This is a genomic window from Actinomadura sp. J1-007 (assembly GCF_009793335.1).
Taxonomy (GTDB): Bacteria; Actinomycetota; Actinomycetes; order Streptosporangiales; family Streptosporangiaceae; genus Spirillospora; species Spirillospora yumaensis.
On the sequence record NZ_WING01000003.1, the window covers coordinates 44,918 to 61,416 of the forward strand.

The window sequence follows — 16,499 nt, forward strand, 5'->3', positions numbered from 1 at the left end:
TCCGGCCTCCGCATCCGTCACCGGCGGCTGCGCGGCGGCTGTCGGACGGCGGCGACGGTGCCGCGGCCGGCGGCCAGGGCGAGCAGGACCTGGACGGCCCCGGCCCCGCACAGCAGCGTCAGCGAAGCGCCCCAGCCCCCCGTCGCGGAGTGCAGCGCGCCGAACACCGGGGGCCCCGCGGCGGCGACCAGGTAGCCGCCGGACTGGGCCATCGCAGACAGGCCGCCCGCCGAGGCGTGGTCCGCGGCGCGCAGGCTCAGGAAGCTCAGGGCCAGCACCAGGCACGTACCGCCGCCCAGGCCGAGCACGACGCTCCAGACCGGCGCCCACTGCGGGGCCAGGAGCAGGCCCGCGTAGCCGCCCAGGCAGACCAGCGAGCTGACCGCGGCCGGCAGCCGCTGGTCGCGGGTCCGCCGCAGGAACGCGGGGACGACCAGGCCGACGGCGACCGCCACGGCCTGGAACAGGAACAGCAGCCACCCGGCCGCCGTCCCGCCGACCCCGTGATCGTGCAGCAGGCTCGGCAGCCACCCCACCACGGTGTAGAAGGCGAACGACTGGAGCCCCATGAAGCCCGTCACCGCCCACGCCCGGCCCGACCGCCAGGGCAGCCGGGGCCGCGCGGCGCGCGCGCCGGCGGGCGGGCCGGCCGGGCGGCCCGGCACCTGCGGCCGCCACACGGCCAGCGCCGCGACCGCCGCCACCGCCCAGCTCCCCCAGGCGCCCTGCCAGCCGCCGACCGCGTGGCCGAGCGGGACCGCGACACCCGAGGTCACGGCCGCCGCGCCGCCCATCACCGCGGCGTACGCCCCGGTCATCATCCCGATCGAGTGGGGGAAGTCCCGCTTGATCAGGCTGGGCAGCAGGACGTTGCCGACCGCGATCCCCGCCCCCATCAGTACCGTCCCGGCGAACAGCGCCGCCGGGGACGGCACGCTGCGCAGGACGGTCCCCGCCGCCAGCGTCACCATCGCCCACGCCAGCGCCCGTTCCGGTCCGAGCCGCGCGCCCACCGCGGGCACGAGCGGCGAGACGACGGCGAACGCCAGCAGCGGCAACGAGTTCAGCAGTCCGGCCGAGACCGGCGACAGGCCCAGCTCCGCCTGAACGGTGTCCAGCAGCGGACCCACGACCGTCAGCCCCGCCCGCAGGTTCGCCGCGATCAGCAGCACGCCCCACACCGCCAGCGCACCCGAAGACGCCGCGGCGGCGGACGGCGGCCGGGGCGACGCGCGGGTCCGTACGGCCCGTACCTGATCGGCCTCCCGGCCCGGTTCAACCGCCATGGCCGCGCCCCCTGCGACAGCCGGCACCCTGGTGCATTCCGCTCTCCTCTCGCGACGGGAACCCGTTCCCCGACTCTGGGAGAGCGGCGGCCGATCCGGCCTAACCTTGCTCCATGCTCACCGGAATCCGACGTATCGGCCCATATCCGCGATGAAACCCGTCAACTTCGATGATCTGGACCGCAAGCTCGTCCACGCGCTGGAACTCGACTCCAGGGCGTCGTTCAGCCGGATCGGCGGCGTCCTCGGCGTCTCCGACCGGACCGTCGCCCGCCGCTTCAACCGGCTGCGCGCCGAGGCGGGGCTGCGCGTCGTCGGCATGCGCGACGGCATGCGGCTCGGCGAGGACCAGTGGATCCTGCGGCTGCGATGCGCGCCCGCCGCCGCCGAGCCGATCGCCGACGCCCTCGCCCAGCGCCCCGACACCGCCTATATCGGCCTCGGCTCCGGCGGGACCGAGATCATCTGCCTGACCCGCCCGCGCACCCCGGCCGATCAGGACGACCTGCTGCTCGGCAGGCTGCCCCGAACGCCGAGCATCGTGCAGATCCACGCCCAGCAGCTCCTGCACCGCTTCTACGGCGGCCCGGCGGGATGGTTCAACAAGCGCGGCGCCCTCGCCCCCGCCGAGGCCGCCGCGCTGCGCGGCCCGTCCGCCCCGAACGGGCCCGCCCGCATCGCGCCCGACGATGAGGCGCTCGTCGCCGCCCTGGAACACGATGGCCGAGCCACCTACCCCGAGCTGCGCAAGGCCACCGGGTTCTCGGAGTTCACCGTCAAGCGGCGCCTCCGGGAACTGCTCGGCTCCGGAGCCCTCTACATCGACGTGGACTACGACCCCGGACGCTTCGGCTACGGCGTGACCGCCCTGCTCTGGATCACGGCCGCGCCCGGCGAGCTGGACCGCCTGGGACGCACCCTCGCCACCCACCGCGAGATCTGCTTCGCCTGCGCCACCGGCGGCCCGTCCAACCTCGTGGCCGCGGCCACGACCCCCGACATCCCGAGCCTCTACGCCTACCTCAGCGGCAGGCTCGGCCGCCTGTCCGGGATGGAGCGCATGGAGACCACCACCATGCTCCGCATGGTCAAGCAGCTCACCCACCGGGGCGGCCCGCGAGAGGCGGCCGGACCGGTCAGGATTCGAGAAGCGGCCCGCACCGGCCCCCGCTAGCGTGATCGCCATGGATACCACCGCCGAGCCGCTTCCGGCCCGTGGAGTGAGGGCCCCGCGCTCCCTCGCGCCCGCGCGCGGCGCCGCGTCCAGGCGTGGCGGGAGGTGGACGGACCGCCGGGCCCCGAGCCGATGCGCGACGGCCGCAGGCCGACCTGACACCACGGTTCACGGCGCGCGGCGCACGCTCCGGCGCGCGGCGTGCGGACGGGCGGCGCGCCGCAGGTCAGGTGGGCCGGAGCACGGAGAGAAACCCGACATACTGCTCGGAGCGGATCGCGCCAGGCGACGCCGACGGGGACCGCGGAGGCCGTTCCCGCCAACAGATGGAGACACGATGGGCAAGACCACGGACACGGACGCGCAGTCGCCTGCGCCGCACGTCGCCGACAGCCACGACCTCATCCGCGTGCACGGCGCCCGCGAGAACAACCTCAAGGACGTCAGCGTCGAGCTCCCCAAGCGCCGGCTGACGGTGTTCACCGGCGTCTCCGGCTCGGGCAAGAGCTCGCTGGTGTTCAGCACGATCGCCGCCGAGTCGCAGCGGATGATCAACGAGACGTACAGCGCGTTCGTGCAGGGCTTCATGCCGACGCTGGCGCGGCCCGAGGTCGACGTGCTCGACGGGCTGACCACCGCGATCATCGTCGACCAGCAGCGGATGGGCGCCGACCCCCGCTCCACGGTCGGCACCGCCACCGACGCCAACGCGATGCTGCGCATCCTGTTCAGCCGCCTCGGGCAGCCGCACATCGGGCCGCCCGGCGCGTTCTCGTTCAACGTCCCCTCCGTCCGGGCGAGCGGCGCGATCACCGTCGAACGCGGCGCCCGCAAGACCGTGAAGCAGACCTTCAGCCGCACCGGCGGCATGTGCACCCGCTGCGAGGGCCGGGGCAAGGTCTCCGACTTCGACCTCACCCAGTTCTTCGACGACTCCAAGTCGATCGCCGAGGGCGCGATCACTATCCCCGGCTACAAGGCGGACGGCCACTGGACGGTGCGGATCTTCACCGAGTCGGGCTTCCTCGACCCGAACAAGCCGATCCGCGAGTTCACCGAGACCGAGATGCACGACTTCCTCTACCGCGAGCCGACCAAGGTCAAGGTCGAGGGCATCAACCTCACCTACGAGGGGCTCGTCCCGAAGATCCAGAAGTCGTTCCTGGCCAAGGACCGCGAGGCGATGCAGCCGCACATCCGGGCGTTCGTGGACCGGGCGGTCACCTTCACCGCCTGCCCGAGTGCGGCGGCACCCGGCTCGGCGAGGCGGCCCGTTCCTCGCGCATCGGCGGGGTCAGCATCGCCGACGCCTGCGCGATGCAGATCAGCGACCTGGCCGAATGGGTCGGCGGCCTGGACGAGCCGTCGGTGGCGCCGCTGCTCGCCTCGCTGCGGCACACCCTCGACTCGTTCGTGGAGATCGGGCTCGGCTACCTCTCGCTCGACCGGCCGGCGGGCACGCTGTCGGGCGGCGAGGCGCAGCGCGTCAAGATGATCCGCCACCTCGGGTCCTCGCTCACCGACACCACCTACGTGTTCGACGAGCCCACCATCGGCCTGCACCCCCACGACATCCAGCGGATGAACAACCTGCTGCTGCGGCTGCGGGACAAGGGCAACACGGTGCTCGTCGTGGAGCACAAGCCGGAGACCATCGCGATCGCCGACCACGTCGTGGACCTCGGCCCCGGCGCGGGTACGGCGGGCGGCTCCGTCTGCTTCGAGGGCACCGTCGAGGGGCTGCGGGCCAGCGACACCGTCACCGGCCGCCACCTCGACGACCGGGCCGTCCTCAAGGAGGACGTGCGCAAGCCCACCGGCGCGCTGGAGATCCGCGGCGCGACGGCCAACAACCTGCGCGACGTCGACGTGGACATCCCCCTCGGCGTCCTCACCGTCATCACCGGAGTCGCCGGCTCGGGCAAGAGCTCGCTGGTGCACGGATCGATCCCGGCCGGCGCGGGCGTGGTGTCGATCGACCAGAGCGCGATCCGCGGCTCGCGGCGCAGCAACCCGGCGACCTACACCGGGCTGCTCGACCCGATCCGCAAGGCGTTCGCCAAGGCCAACGGCGTGAAGCCGGCGCTGTTCAGCGCCAACTCCGAGGGCGCCTGCCCCAACTGCAACGGCGCCGGCGTCATCTACACCGACCTGGCGATGATGGCCGGCGTCGCCACCACCTGCGAGGAGTGCGAGGGCAAGCGGTTCGAGGCGTCGGTGCTCGACCACCACCTCGGCGGGCGCGACATCAGCGAGGTGCTCGCGATGTCGGTGGTCGAGGCCGAGGAGTTCTTCGGCGCGGGCGAGGCCCGCACGCCGGCCGCGCACGCCATTCTCGGCCGGCTCGCCGACGTCGGGCTCGGCTACCTCAGCCTCGGCCAGCCGCTCACCACCCTGTCCGGCGGCGAGCGGCAGCGGCTCAAGCTGGCCACCCACATGGCCGAGAAGGGCGGCGTCTACGTGCTGGACGAGCCCACGACCGGCCTGCACCTCGCCGACGTCGAGCAGCTCCTCGGGCTGCTCGACCGGCTCGTCGACTCCGGCAAGTCGGTGATCGTCATCGAGCACCACCAGGCCGTCATGGCGCACGCCGACTGGATCATCGACCTCGGCCCCGGCGCGGGCCACGACGGCGGCCGGATCGTGTTCGAGGGCACCCCCGCCGAGCTCGTCGCCGCCCGTTCCACCGTCACCGGCGAGCACCTCGCCGAGTACGTCGGCGCCTGACGGGGGTCTCGCGGACGAGCCGCGCCATGCCCGGCCCGGATCGTACGATCCGGGCCGGGCATGGCCGGGACCGGCGATCAGCTCGACGCGGCGGCGAGCATGCCGGCCTCGTAGGAGCCTCCCGGGTTGCACACGATCACGTTGAGCCGGTTCGTGGCGTTGATCAGGGCGATGAGGGAGACCAGCATGGCGATCTGGTCGTCGTCGTAGTGCTCGCGCACCTCGGCCCAGGTCCGGTCGGACACGCCGGGGTGCGCGTCGGCGATCCGGGTGCCCTCCTCGGCGAGCGCCAGCGCGGCCCGCTCGGCGCCTGTGAACACCGTGGACTCGCGCCAGACGGCGACCAGGTTGAGCCGGACCGCGGTCTCGCCGTCCGCCGCGGCCTCCTTGGTGTGGAGGTCGACGCAGAAGCCGCAGCCGTTGATCTGGCTGGCGCGCAGCATCGCCAGATGCTGAACGGTCTTCGGCAGCGACGACTGCTCGATCACCGAGTTGATGCCGGCGATCCGCTTGGCGAGCTTGGCGCCCAACGCGTTGGTCATCAGGTCGAAACGGGTTCCCATGACTTCGTCCTCACTCGTGGTGACGCGCGCCGCCCGGATCGTCCGCGCGGCGTCTGACGAACATGGAGATGCCGCCGCCCCGGCCCCTGTGACAGCGCGACCGAGTGACGTACGCCACCGACCGCGGGTGTCACAGAACGGCCGGGACCGGTGTCTTGTGGATGGCACGGACGAGAACGAGCAGGTAGGAGCCGGACATGAGCGAACGGACCACGGACACGGCGGAACCGTCCGCTGAAGGAGGCCGCATGGACTCCGCCACCGAGCCGTTCGTCGCGCATCGCAATCTGCTGTTCACCGTTGCTTACGAGATGCTCGGTTCGGCGGCGGATGCCGAGGACGTCTTGCAGGAGACCTGGCTGCGGTGGGTGGACGTCGACCTCGAAACCGTGCGCGACCAGCGCGCCTACCTCGTCCGGATCACCACCCGCCAAGCGTTGAGCCGTCTGCGCACACTCCGCCGCCGCAAGGAGTCCTACGTCGGCCCCTGGTTGCCTGAGCCGTTGTTGACGGCGCCTGATGTGGCGGAGGATGTGGAGTTGGCGGAGAGTGTGTCGTTGGCGATGTTGTTGGTGTTGGAGACGCTTGCGCCGGTGGAGCGGGCGGTGTTCGTGTTGCGTGAGGTTTTCGGTGTGGAGTATGAGGAGATCGCGGGTGCGGTGGACAAGTCGCCTGCGGCGGTGCGGCAGATCGCGCACCGGGCGCGGGCCCATGTCGCCGCCCGCCGTCCACGTGGAGCGGTGTCCCCGGACGAATCCCGAGCCGCACTCAAAGCGTTCCAGCGGGCGATCGAAACGGGCGACCTGCAAAGCCTGCTCGACATGCTCGCCCCGGACGTCGTCCTGCTGGGCGACGGCGGCGGAGTCAAGCAGGCCGTGGTCCGGCCCATCGTGGGGGCCGACCGGGTGGCCCGCCTGCTGACCGCCGGCATGCCCAGGTTCGCCGGCGGGCTGGAGGTCGAGCCGGTGCAGATCAACGGCGGCCCGGCCCTGATCGTCCGGGTCGACGGGGAGATCGACGACGTCGTCGCGGTACGGGTCGACGACGGGCTGATCACCGGGCTCTACGTCGTGCGCAACCCCGAGAAGCTGTCGCGCGTCGAGCGGGAGACCGCCGTCAGCCGCTGACCCCGCCGCTCCCCGCCGCGCCGCGCCGCCTTGCCGCGCCGCCGCGCCGCGATCCGGCTGTACGGGCTCCGAGCCAGGTCGCTCGGAGCCCGCACAGCCGGACGGACGAGCCGCGGATGCGTTCCGGACGGCCTAGGCGGCGGCCAGGAAGCCGGTCAGGCCGTCTAGGAGCATGTTGCTGCCCTGCTCGGCCTGGTCGCGCTCTTCGGCGGAGTCGAAGGTCTGCGAGAGGGTGACCCGCGTGCGGTCGCCCTCGGCTTCCAGTTCGAGGGTCATGAGGACGGGCTCGTCGCGGCCGGGGACGTTCATGCCCATCACCAGGCGCTTGTCGGGAACGACCTCGGTGTAGGCGCCGGACAGCGGGAAGCGGGCGCCGCCCGGGATGACCATGACCGCGCTCCACGCGCCGCCGGGCCGCACGTCGAGGACGACGTCCTCGGCGCTGGCCCACTTGCCGTAGTCCTCGGCGACGGTCCAGGCGGCCCAGACCTTTCCGACGGGGGCGTCCACGGTACGGGTGAGGGTGTAGTCGAAGCTGGTCATGGCTCGTCTCCTTGGCCGGTGATCCCGGTTGGGGGGCGGGATCGACTGCGTCCACCATATAGTCACGATCATGGATAGTCAAGATTCGTGACTAAATGCCCGGACGCCGGGCCCGGACTCAGCGGCTCACGGCGGTCTCCCGGTCCACATGCGACAGCTTCTCGGGGTTGCGGACATGGTAGAAGCCGGTGACGTAGCCGTTGTCGACGCGCACGGCCACCACGCCGTCGATCTCCCCGTTGATCCGGACGAGCAGCCCCGGACCGCCGTTGACCTGTACCTGCTCGACCTTCCTCTCGGCGTCGCGGTTCCACCAGCCGACGGCCAGCAGGCGGGCCACCTTGTCCGCGCCCACGATGGGCTGCAACAGGGCGTGCTTGACTCCGCCGCCGTCGCTCAGTGCGACGACGTCCGGCGCGAGGATGTCGAGCAGATCCTGCAACTCGCCGGTCTCGACCGCGGTCTGGAACGCTTTGAGTGCGGCTCGGGATTCGTCCGGGGACACCGCTCCACGTGGACGGCGGGCGGCGACATGGGCCCGCGCCCGGTGCGCGATCTGCCGCACCGCCGCAGGCGACTTGTCCACCGCACCCGCGATCTCCTCATACTCCACACCGAAAACCTCACGCAACACGAACACCGCCCGCTCCACCGGCGCAAGCGTCTCCAACACCAACAACATCGCCAACGACACACTCTCCGCCAACTCCACATCCTCCGCCACATCAGGCGCCGTCAACAACGGCTCAGGCAACCAGGGGCCGACGTAGGACTCCTTGCGGCGGCCGAGCGCACGAAGCCGGTCCAGCGCCTGCCGAGTGGTGATCCGCACCAGATAGGCGCGCCGCTCCCGCACCGTGGCCAGGTCGACGCCCACCCACCGCAACCAGGTCTCCTGCAAGACGTCCTCGGCATCCGCCGCCGAACCGAGCATCTCGTAAGCAACGGTGAACAGCAGATTGCGATGCGCGACGAACACCTCGGTGGCGGAATCCACCGAGTCCGTCCGATCATCGAGCGACTTTGCCGTGTCCGCGCTTCGTTCGCTGCGATGACTCATGCCTGGCTCCTGCCCGTTCTTTCTCAGCTCTTCCACACGCACGAGACGTCGCGGTCCAGCGCTTTGTGACGCCCGAGGCCGGTGGCCCACGTCACACGACCGCGCTGTCACAGGGGGCGGGGCGCCGTCGTCTCGTGGTCGTCAGAAGCCGAGTGAGAGCCGTTCGACATCCAGAAAGGTCTGCAACATGAGCATCAGTAAGTTCGCGGTGGCGGGAGCGACCGGGCGGCTGGGACGCCACGTCGTGGACGTTCTCGCCGAACGGGGGCACCAGGTCGTTCCGATGTCCCGGGCCACCGGCGTGGACATCATCACCCGCGAGGGCCTGGCCGAGGCGCTCGCCGGGGTCGATGTCATCATCGACGCCGCGTCGTGGCACGGCTCCGATCAGGAGGCCGCCACGGAGTTCTTCCGCACGGCGACGCGCAATCTGCACGAGTTCGGTGAGAAGGCGGGAGTCGGCCGGATCGTCGCCGTGTCCATCATCGGCGCCGACAAGGCCACCGCCGGTTTCATCGCCTCCCAGCAGGTGCACGAGGAGGCGAACCTGTCCGGCCCCCTGCCCGCCCGCATTCTCCGGGCAGCGCAGTTCCACGAATTCGTCGGCCAGCTCCTGGACTGGCAGCAGGGCGACGTCGCCTACATCCCGGCCGTGCCGACGCAACTCGTGGCCTGCCGCACCGTGGCCGAGGAACTGGCCGACCTGGCCACCGCCGCCGACGCGCCCGACGCGCCCGACCGACCCGCTCCCGGAACACCGATCCCCGAGATCGCCGGACCGCGCAAGGAGACCATGGTCGAGGCGGCCAGACTCCTCGGTGCCCGCCGGGGCGTCAAGGTCGTCGGCATCGACAACCCCGACATCCCCGATGCCGAGATCGCGGCCGACGGCGCGTTCCTGCCCGGCCCGCACGCCAAGCTCGCCGGCCCCACTTTCCAGGAATGGCTCGAAACCCAGCCCTGACGGCACCAACGTGGGTGCCGATCACCCGCCCGCCGATCCCGCCGTCTGACAGATGGGCCGCGGTGCGTGTCAGTCGGCGCGGATCAGGACGAGCGAGCCGTTCAGGTACGGCTGATGGCGTAGGTGGCCGTGCCGTTCGTCCCAGGCGCCGGAGGCCAGGTCCTGCCTCAGGTGCTCGGCGTATCGGCGGGCCGCCTCCGGTTCGACGAAGCTCCATGCCGAGCAGGACTGGCGGGCGGCCGGGTCGAGCAGGCGCTCGGGACGGGCGTAGTACGCCTCGTTGAACCCGTCGACGCAGTCGGCGGGGATCGGCACCGTGGTGACCGCGCAGCGTCCGCCCAGGGTTCCGGTGATGTCGCGGATCGGCGGGTAGCGCCGGGCCTCGGTGTCGAGCACCCGCGGTGCGTACTCGTACAGCCAGAAGTCGCGGACCCGGTCCGGGTCGCAGGTGAGGATGACGACCGGGCCGCGTGCGACCCGCCGCATCTCCAGCAGCCCGGCCTTCAGGTCGCTCCACTGGTGCACGCTGAAGGTGGCCATCGCGGCGTCGAAGGCGTCATCGCCGAACGGCAGATGCTCAGCGACCGCGTCGACCGCCTCGGCGAGGTGCGCCGGCCGCTGGGCCCGCATGGACGCCGACGGTTCCACCGGGGTGACCTCGAATGCCGCCGACTCATAGGATCCGGCGCCGGCGCCCACGTTGACCACAGTGCGCGCACCGGCCAGCGCTTCCTCGATGAGGGCGGCGATACGCGGTTCCGGCCGCCGGTAGGCGGCGTACGCGCCGCCGATCGTGCCGTAGTCCGCGTCACCCGCGCTGCCGTCTGCCCTACGCCGTGTCATGAGGCTCCCTTCAATCAGTCCAGCACCTGCACGGCATGCTCACCGGACACCTCGTTCGGATGGAACGGCGGGAACGGGCCCCTGGTCTGAGGCCGTCCCCGCGTCCGCCGCCTCCCGACGTGCCTTCGGGCTTACGCGGGCACACATTATCCTAATGTCCAACATTTGGCCCTTTCGTGTTAGCATCGCTCCGTGGCGAGGATCGAGAGCAACATTCCCCTGGCCGCGCGAGTCGCGGAGCAGTTGCGTCAGCGGATCGGCTCCGGCGAGTTCACCGTCGGGACGAAGCTGCCAACCGAACTTCAGCTCGCCCAGGAACTCGGCGTCAGCCGCAACAGCGTTCGTGAGGGCATTCGAGCCTTGGTGCACGCCGGCATGCTGCGCGCGCGTGCCGGCGACGGCACGTACGTCACCGCCTCTGACGCCCTGGCTCCCGCTCTGCGGCGTCGAGCCACCACCGAACGGGCGGTTCACGTCGAAGAGGTCCGCCGCCTCCTCGAACGCGAGGGCGCGCGACTGGCCGCGCTGCGCGCGACTCCGGAGCAACGTGTCGCCCTTCGCGAGGCGCACACCGCACGTCTGAAGGCCAAGTCGGGCGCCGAATACATGGAAGCCGACCTGACGTTCCACCACGTCCTGATGGAGGCTTCGGGCAATCCGCTCCTGTGCGACCTCTACCGGGGCACCGGGGGCATCGAGGAGAGCGTCCACCGCGTCACCCCCGCGGACGCCACCTACGAGCAGTTCGCCCGGCGGCGGGGTGAACTGGACGCCGCCCACGAAGCGGTCGTGGCCGCGGTGGAAGCCGGGAACGACGAGGCCGCCGCGCAAGCGGCGCTGCGGTCGGTGCTCCTGTCCGAAGAGCTGCCCAGCGTCGAGCCCCCTCCCGAGACGCCCCGATGAGCACGTCCGCCCTGGCGTCCCGCACGGCGCTCGCGCGCCGGCGGGCGTTCGCGCTCTTCGGCGTCCTCTTGGTCGCCGCCAACCTTCGAGCGCCGCTCACCTCCGTCGGACCGGTCGTGAACGACGTCCGGGACGATCTCCGGCTCTCAGCGTTCTCGGTGTCGGCGCTCACCAGCGTCCCGCTGCTCGCCTTCGCGCTCGTCTCACCCGTCGCGCCGTCGGTCGCCAAGCGGCTGGGGCTCGAACGCACACTGGCAGGAGCCGTCCTGCTCCTGGCCATCGGCACCGTCATCCGCTCGCTTCAGCCCGGCTGGCTCCTGTGGTGGGGCACCGCCATGGTCGGTGCCGCCATCGCCGTGCTCAACGTGGCTCTGCCCTCGCTGGTCAAGCGGGACTTCCCGACTCGGATCGGCCCCATCACAGGCGCGTACTCCGCGGTGCAGTCCTGTCTCGCCGCAGGCGCCGCCGGCCTCGCCGCACCGATCGCCACGCATACGGAAGCAGGCTGGCGACTCGCCATCGGCGTCTGGGCCGTCCTCGCCGCCGTGGCGTTCCTCGGCTTCGTCCCGCTCCTGCTCCGCCCGGGACTCGCGGCCGAACCGCCGGCCCCGCGGCCGGAGCGCGACCGCCGGGCAAGCCCCTGGCGTAGCGCCATCGGGTGGCAGGTCACGATCGCCATGGGGTTGCAGTCGATGTTCTTCTATGTGCTTCTGGCCTGGTTGTCGCCCATAGAACAGGCGGCCGGAGCCTCCCCCGTCGAAGCCGGCCTCCACCAGTCGTTCCTCAACTTCGGCAGCTTGGCCGGAAGCCTGGTCTGCTCGTGGCTCCTCCACCGGCTGCGGGACCAGCGACCCATCGCGATCAGCGGCGGCGCTCTCATGCTCGCCTCGATCCTCGGTCTGGTGGGCGCACCGCAACTGGGCTGGATATGGTCATGGGCCGCCGGTCTGGCCAGCGGCGTCAACCTCGTGCTCGCGCTCTCCCTCTTCGGGCTCCGGACGCGAGACCATCACTCCGCCGCGGCGCTCTCGGGAATGGCCCAATGCCTTGGATACGCCGTGGCCGCCCTCGGGCCCCCGCGATCGGCCTGCTGCATGACATGACCCATGACTGGACGGCCCCTCTGCTCATCCTCGGCGTCGTCACCTGCTGCCAACTGGTCGTCGGAACGCTCGCGTCGCGCCCCCGACTCATCGGCCCGCCAACCCCGGCCTGAGCCGAAGCGCAGCGAGGTACTTGATCAGAACCGGCGCCCCGTGTGGCAGGGGCGTAGACATTGTCTACAACTCAGTGGTAGACAATGTCTATGGAGACTGAGGGGTCGCTTCGGGAACGGCTGGTGGACGTCGGGGTGGAGCTCGTCCTGACCGAGGGCGTCGCGGCGCTCGGGCTGCGGGAGATCGCCCGCCGGGCGGGGGTCTCGCATGGCGCGCCGCGCCGGTACTTCCCCTCGCACCAGGCGCTGCTGTCGGCGATCGCCCGGCGCGGCTTCGCTGACCTTGCCGAACGTTCCGCCGAGGCCCTGGACGGGGCGCGGTCGCCGCGGGCGCGGTTGCGCGCGCTGGCCTGCGCGTACGTGCGGTACGCGCAGGACCGGCCCGGCATGTTCGAGTTGATGTTCCGGCACGACCTGCTGCGCGGACAGGAACGGGCGGCGGGCCGGACCCCGTTGCGGGAGGCGAGCCTGCCGCTGTTCAGGCGGGTCACCGAACTCGTCGCCCGGCATCAGGAGGAGAACGGGGCGCGCCGAGGCGTTCCCGCCGAGACGACCGCGGTCGCGCTGTGGAGCAACGTGCACGGCCTCACCCAGCTCTGGAGCTGGGGCAGCATCGGGCTGGCGCTGGGCACGGACGATTCGCCGCGTTCCGCCGACGGGCCCGGCGGACCCGACGCGCCCGACAGGCCCGAGTCGTTCGACCAGCTCGACCGGCTCCTCGATGCGGTCCTCGACGCGCACCTGGGCGAAGTGGGCGCGTGAGCGGGACGGAGCGGCGGCGGCGCCTGGCCCTGCTGGTCAGCGCGGCGGGCGCGATGCTCGTCGCGCTGGACGGAACGGTCCTGATGGTCGCGCAGCCGAGCGTCCGGGAGGATCTCGGCGCGAGCGTGGCGCAGATGCAGTGGACCAGCACCGGGTACCTGCTGGCCGTGGCCGCGCTGCTGGTCATCGCCGGACGCCTGGGCGACCGGTACGGCCACCGGCGGCTGCTGGTGTGCGGCCTGGCCGGTTTCGCGGCCTCCTCGGCCGGGATCGCGTTCGCGCCGGGGATCGGCTGGGTCATCGCCCTGCGCGTGGTGCAGGGCGTGTTCGGGGCCCTGCTGCAACCGGCGACGCTGGCGTTGCTGCGCCTGGCCTACCCGGCCGACCGGCTGGGGAGCGCCGTGGCCGTACGCACCAGCGCCATCGGGGTGGCGGGCGCGGCCGGGCCGCTGCTCGGCGGGGTCCTGGTGGCGCAGTCGGGCTGGCGCGGCGTCTTCGCGATCAACGTGCCCGTCGCGCTGGCGATCGCCGCGGTGGCCGTGGCGGTGCGCGTGCCCGCGCCGGCGCGCCGCGCGGCGCAGCGGCTCAACGCCACGGGCGCGGTACTGGTCGCGGCCGTTCTCGCGATCGGGGTCCACACCCTGGTCGGCGTACCGGCGCACGGCTGGACGGGACGGCCGACGCTCGCGGGCCTGGCCTTTACGGCGGGCGGCGCGGCGTTCCTGATCGTCCACGAACGCCGGGCCGCGCATCCGATCGTGCCGCCCGCCGTCGCACGTCCGGCCCCGGTGACGGCGGCCATGGCGATCCTGCTCGTCACCACGGGCGGCATGTTCGGCGCGCTGTTCGTCGTCAGCTTCCTGCTCCAGGACGCGCTCGGGCTGGGCCCGCTGGCCGCGGCGCTGCACGTCCTCCCGCTGACCGTGTTCATGGTGCTGGGCGCGCCGGCCACGGGCATGGCGCTGCGCCGGTACGGGCCGCGCCGCACCGCCGCGACCGGCTCGGTCCTGGTCGTTCTCGGAATCCTCGGCATGTGCGGCCTCCCCTCCGCCGACGCGTCCGCCGGCGTCCCGACCGCCGTCTGGGGTGCGACGAGCGCGGCGTTCGCGCTGCTGGGCGTCGGCTTCGCCGCCGTGATGGTCACCGCCACCGGCACGGTCGTCGGCGACGCGCCGGCGGGGTACGCGGGGGCCGTCGGCGGGCTCAAGCAGACCGCCGTGAACATCGGTCCGACGCTCGGCATCGCGGTCGCCGCGAGCCTGATGCAGACGGCGGGCGCCGGACCGCTCGGAACGCTGTCCGCGTCCGTCCATGCGTCCCGATCGGCCCTGCTGGCCCTCGCCGTCCTCGCCGCGCTCGGGCTGCTCCCCGCCCTGCTGCTGTCCGCGCGGCCGTCCCCCACCGCACGACGCCCCGAGCCGGCGGCGTCAACGCCCCTCGGCGAGGCCCCCGGGCGGCGGCCCGCGCCGTGAACCGCGCCGGAACCCGCCGTCAGCCTTTGCTGATGACCGAGTCTCCGCGTCCGGCTCGTTCGGCGAGGGCTTCGAGTTCGGCGACCGCGCGGTCGGTGGCCGTCTCGGCGGCGATCTCGTCCGCCAGCCGCCGCGCTTCGCGACGGTAGGACGGGTCGTGCAGGACCTTCTCGACCGCGCGGGCGATCGTACGAGGTGAGGCGCCCTTGCCCACGGTGATCCCCGCGCCGGCGAGGTCGACGCGCCGCGCCACCTCGCCCTGGTCCCGTCCCAACGGCATGCAGACCAGGGGAACGCCCGCGGCCAGGGACTTGACGACCGTTCCGTGGCCGGCGTGCGTGACCGTCACCGCGGCGTGGGACAGCGCGGCGCTGTGCGGGGCGGCCGCGGTGACCAGGACGTTGCCGGGCGCGGGGACCGTCGCCGGGTCCACGGCCGGGCCGGTGGTCAGCAGCCCGCGCACCGGCAGCGTGCCGAGGGCCTCGGCGATGCGTTGGAGCAACGCGCGCTGGTCCATGAACGTCGAGCTCAGGCTCGCCAGCGCCAGCGGCGCGTCCCCCTCCGGCAGCTCCAGCTCCCCGACCCAGGCGGGGTCGTCGAGCCGCGGCCCGACGTGGCGAACGTAGGACGGGAAGCGTCGGCTGGGGTAGTCGAGCGCGCGGGGGGACAGCACGAGGAACCGGTCGACGCGGCCGAACGCGTCCATGACCGAGTCCAGCGGCGCGAGGCCGTTGGCGACACGGGCGGCGTTGAGCGCGGGCAGTCCCTTGGCCCACGGCTTGGTGGTCAGCGTCGTCAGGACCCGATCGCGCACGCGTCCCAGCGCGCCGGTGGCGGGCTTGAGGCCCGGACCGAACGGCGGCGCTCCCGGAGTGGCGAACGGATACAGGGTCGTCCCGAGACCGGCGACGGGGATCCCGGCGGCTTCTCCGGCAGTGACCGTACCGAGCAGCGAGAAGTCGGTGACCAGCACGTCGGCCGAACGGGCGTGCAGTTCGGCCAGGGTGTCCCGGGCGAAATCGGCCGCGGGCCCGCACACGAGGCGGTCCCGCAGCCGCGCGAACGCGCCCATCGGCGTGCGGGCCTCGAAGTCCTTGAGGATGTCCTTGACCGGGTCCGTGGTGTCGCCCTGGGGCGCCGTCGTCCAGGCGACCGGTTCCGCGCCGGTGGCGGCGACCTCGTCGTGCAGCGACCTGTCGGCCAGCACCCGGACGCCGTGGCCCCGTTCGCGCAGCGCGCGGGCGACCGAGAGGGTCGGCGGCACGGCTCCGCCGCCGGACCAGGTGGCGAACAGGAAATTGCTACTCATGGTCTCTCTTTCGCGGGTCGATTGAGGTCAGCAGGTCGCGCATGGCACGTTCGGCGTCCTCGCGCGACAGGCCGAGATCGCGCCGCCACAGCTTCCACAGGTAGACGTCGGTGGCGGCGTAGTGCAGGTTCAGCGCGTGCTCGCGGGCGGGGCCCGAGGCCGGGAGCCGGTCGGCGAAGACCCGTTCCAGCCACTCCCGGTGCTGGCCGCGCGCGTGGGCGGCCGCCCGTGCGATCGCCGGGACGCGGTCGATCTGCGCGGTCCAGAGCGCGTTGGCGTCGCCGTGCCGTTCGTAGTCCTCGAACAGCGCGGCCACGATCGCCGCCACGTCCCCGACCGGCGCCTGGCGGCTGACCTCCGCCTGCGACGCCGCCCGGTCGGCGACGGCGTCGGCCAGGCCGTCCTTGCCGCCGAAGTGGTTGACGACCGTCTGCACCGACACACCGGCCTCGTCGGCGATGTGCTGCAACGTGACGTCGTCGTACCACCGGCGCGTCCACAGCGCGGCCGCCGCCTTCATCACCCGCGCACGTGTGGCCTCCATGGCCGC

At 72.4% G+C, this 16,499-nt stretch carries 14 protein-coding genes and 1 pseudogene; 8 read left to right on the plus strand and 7 right to left on the minus strand.

Features of this window, described 5'->3' with window-relative positions:
• Nucleotides 1-17: 17 nt before the first annotated feature.
• A complete protein-coding gene (locus GEV43_RS41490; protein ID WP_160826178.1) occupies nt 18-1,286 on the minus strand; it encodes an MFS transporter in 1,269 nt (422 codons plus the stop codon).
• A gap of 151 nt (nt 1,287-1,437) precedes the next feature.
• Between GEV43_RS41490 and GEV43_RS41495 the strand changes: the two genes are divergently transcribed.
• Together GEV43_RS41495 and GEV43_RS41500 are read left to right on the plus strand one after the other, a co-directional pair.
• Nucleotides 1,438-2,460, plus strand: coding sequence for an Lrp/AsnC family transcriptional regulator (locus GEV43_RS41495; RefSeq protein WP_160826179.1), 1,023 nt, complete (start codon nt 1,438-1,440; stop codon nt 2,458-2,460).
• Between the two features lie 337 nt (nt 2,461-2,797).
• Nucleotides 2,798-5,187, plus strand: a pseudogene (locus GEV43_RS41500) (ATP-binding cassette domain-containing protein).
• A 77-nt stretch (nt 5,188-5,264) separates the two neighbouring features.
• Here GEV43_RS41500 and GEV43_RS41505 read toward each other — a convergent pair.
• Entirely contained in the window at nt 5,265-5,750 is a 486-nt protein-coding gene (locus GEV43_RS41505; protein ID WP_160826180.1) for a carboxymuconolactone decarboxylase family protein, read from the minus strand.
• Nucleotides 5,751-5,998: 248 nt separating this feature from the next.
• Here GEV43_RS41505 and GEV43_RS41510 point away from each other — a divergent pair, with 248 nt between their 5' ends.
• Nucleotides 5,999-6,877 (plus strand): RNA polymerase sigma-70 factor, encoded by an 879-nt coding sequence (locus GEV43_RS41510; RefSeq protein WP_241684460.1) that lies wholly within the window; start codon nt 5,999-6,001, stop codon nt 6,875-6,877.
• Nucleotides 6,878-7,009: 132 nt separating this feature from the next.
• Here the strand turns inward: GEV43_RS41510 and GEV43_RS41515 are convergent, their stop codons facing one another.
• Both GEV43_RS41515 and GEV43_RS41520 read right to left on the minus strand, forming a co-directional pair.
• Nucleotides 7,010-7,420: an SRPBCC domain-containing protein gene (locus GEV43_RS41515; RefSeq protein ID WP_160826182.1), complete on the minus strand. Its 411-nt coding sequence runs from the start codon at nt 7,418-7,420 to the stop codon at nt 7,010-7,012.
• A gap of 118 nt (nt 7,421-7,538) precedes the next feature.
• Complete coding sequence (locus GEV43_RS41520; protein WP_160826183.1) at nt 7,539-8,480, minus strand: RNA polymerase sigma-70 factor; 942 nt, start codon at nt 8,478-8,480, stop codon at nt 7,539-7,541.
• Between the two features lie 187 nt (nt 8,481-8,667).
• On the opposite strand from GEV43_RS41520, the gene GEV43_RS41525 reads away from it, so the two are divergent.
• Nucleotides 8,668-9,444, plus strand: a complete 777-nt coding sequence (locus tag GEV43_RS41525; protein WP_160826184.1) for an SDR family oxidoreductase — start codon at nt 8,668-8,670, stop codon at nt 9,442-9,444.
• A 69-nt stretch (nt 9,445-9,513) separates the two neighbouring features.
• On the opposite strand, the gene GEV43_RS41530 is transcribed toward GEV43_RS41525, so the two are convergent.
• Complete coding sequence (locus tag GEV43_RS41530) at nt 9,514-10,287, minus strand: class I SAM-dependent methyltransferase (protein ID WP_160826185.1); 774 nt, start codon at nt 10,285-10,287, stop codon at nt 9,514-9,516.
• A gap of 192 nt (nt 10,288-10,479) precedes the next feature.
• On the opposite strand from GEV43_RS41530, the gene GEV43_RS41535 reads away from it, so the two are divergent.
• From GEV43_RS41535 to GEV43_RS41550, 4 genes are all read left to right on the plus strand, one after another.
• Entirely contained in the window at nt 10,480-11,190 is a 711-nt protein-coding gene (locus tag GEV43_RS41535) for a FadR/GntR family transcriptional regulator (RefSeq protein WP_160826186.1), read from the plus strand.
• Nucleotides 11,187-12,293, plus strand: a complete 1,107-nt coding sequence (locus tag GEV43_RS41540) for an MFS transporter (protein ID WP_206681654.1) — start codon at nt 11,187-11,189, stop codon at nt 12,291-12,293. Before GEV43_RS41535 ends, GEV43_RS41540 begins: the two co-directional genes overlap by 4 nt.
• Before the next feature lie 203 nt (nt 12,294-12,496).
• Entirely contained in the window at nt 12,497-13,168 is a 672-nt protein-coding gene (locus GEV43_RS41545; protein WP_160826187.1) for a TetR/AcrR family transcriptional regulator, read from the plus strand.
• On the plus strand, nt 13,165-14,640 hold the full coding sequence (locus tag GEV43_RS41550; RefSeq protein WP_160826188.1) for an MFS transporter: 1,476 nt from the start codon (nt 13,165-13,167) through the stop codon (nt 14,638-14,640). Before GEV43_RS41545 ends, GEV43_RS41550 begins: the two co-directional genes overlap by 4 nt.
• 19 nt (nt 14,641-14,659) lie before the next feature.
• On the opposite strand, the gene GEV43_RS41555 is transcribed toward GEV43_RS41550, so the two are convergent.
• Nucleotides 14,660-15,949 (minus strand): glycosyltransferase, encoded by a 1,290-nt coding sequence (locus GEV43_RS41555; protein ID WP_160826189.1) that lies wholly within the window; start codon nt 15,947-15,949, stop codon nt 14,660-14,662.
• Nucleotides 15,942-16,493, minus strand: coding sequence for a TetR/AcrR family transcriptional regulator (locus GEV43_RS41560; protein ID WP_160826190.1), 552 nt, complete (start codon nt 16,491-16,493; stop codon nt 15,942-15,944). Before GEV43_RS41560 ends, GEV43_RS41555 begins: the two co-directional genes overlap by 8 nt.
• Between the last annotated feature and the right edge of the window lie 6 nt (nt 16,494-16,499).

Coding starts and splice junctions, on each gene's coding strand:
- GEV43_RS41490 (WP_160826178.1), bottom strand. CDS start 1,286: ATGGCGGTTGAACCGGGCCGGGAGGCCGATCAGGTACGGGCCGTACGG.
- GEV43_RS41495 (WP_160826179.1), top strand. CDS start 1,438: ATGAAACCCGTCAACTTCGATGATCTGGACCGCAAGCTCGTCCACGCG.
- GEV43_RS41505 (WP_160826180.1), bottom strand. CDS start 5,750: ATGGGAACCCGTTTCGACCTGATGACCAACGCGTTGGGCGCCAAGCTC.
- GEV43_RS41510 (WP_241684460.1), top strand. CDS start 5,999: ATGGACTCCGCCACCGAGCCGTTCGTCGCGCATCGCAATCTGCTGTTC.
- GEV43_RS41515 (WP_160826182.1), bottom strand. CDS start 7,420: ATGACCAGCTTCGACTACACCCTCACCCGTACCGTGGACGCCCCCGTC.
- GEV43_RS41520 (WP_160826183.1), bottom strand. CDS start 8,480: ATGAGTCATCGCAGCGAACGAAGCGCGGACACGGCAAAGTCGCTCGAT.
- GEV43_RS41525 (WP_160826184.1), top strand. CDS start 8,668: ATGAGCATCAGTAAGTTCGCGGTGGCGGGAGCGACCGGGCGGCTGGGA.
- GEV43_RS41530 (WP_160826185.1), bottom strand. CDS start 10,287: ATGACACGGCGTAGGGCAGACGGCAGCGCGGGTGACGCGGACTACGGC.
- GEV43_RS41540 (WP_206681654.1), top strand. CDS start 11,187: ATGAGCACGTCCGCCCTGGCGTCCCGCACGGCGCTCGCGCGCCGGCGG.
- GEV43_RS41545 (WP_160826187.1), top strand. CDS start 12,497: ATGGAGACTGAGGGGTCGCTTCGGGAACGGCTGGTGGACGTCGGGGTG.
- GEV43_RS41555 (WP_160826189.1), bottom strand. CDS start 15,949: ATGAGTAGCAATTTCCTGTTCGCCACCTGGTCCGGCGGCGGAGCCGTG.
- GEV43_RS41560 (WP_160826190.1), bottom strand. CDS start 16,493: ATGGAGGCCACACGTGCGCGGGTGATGAAGGCGGCGGCCGCGCTGTGG.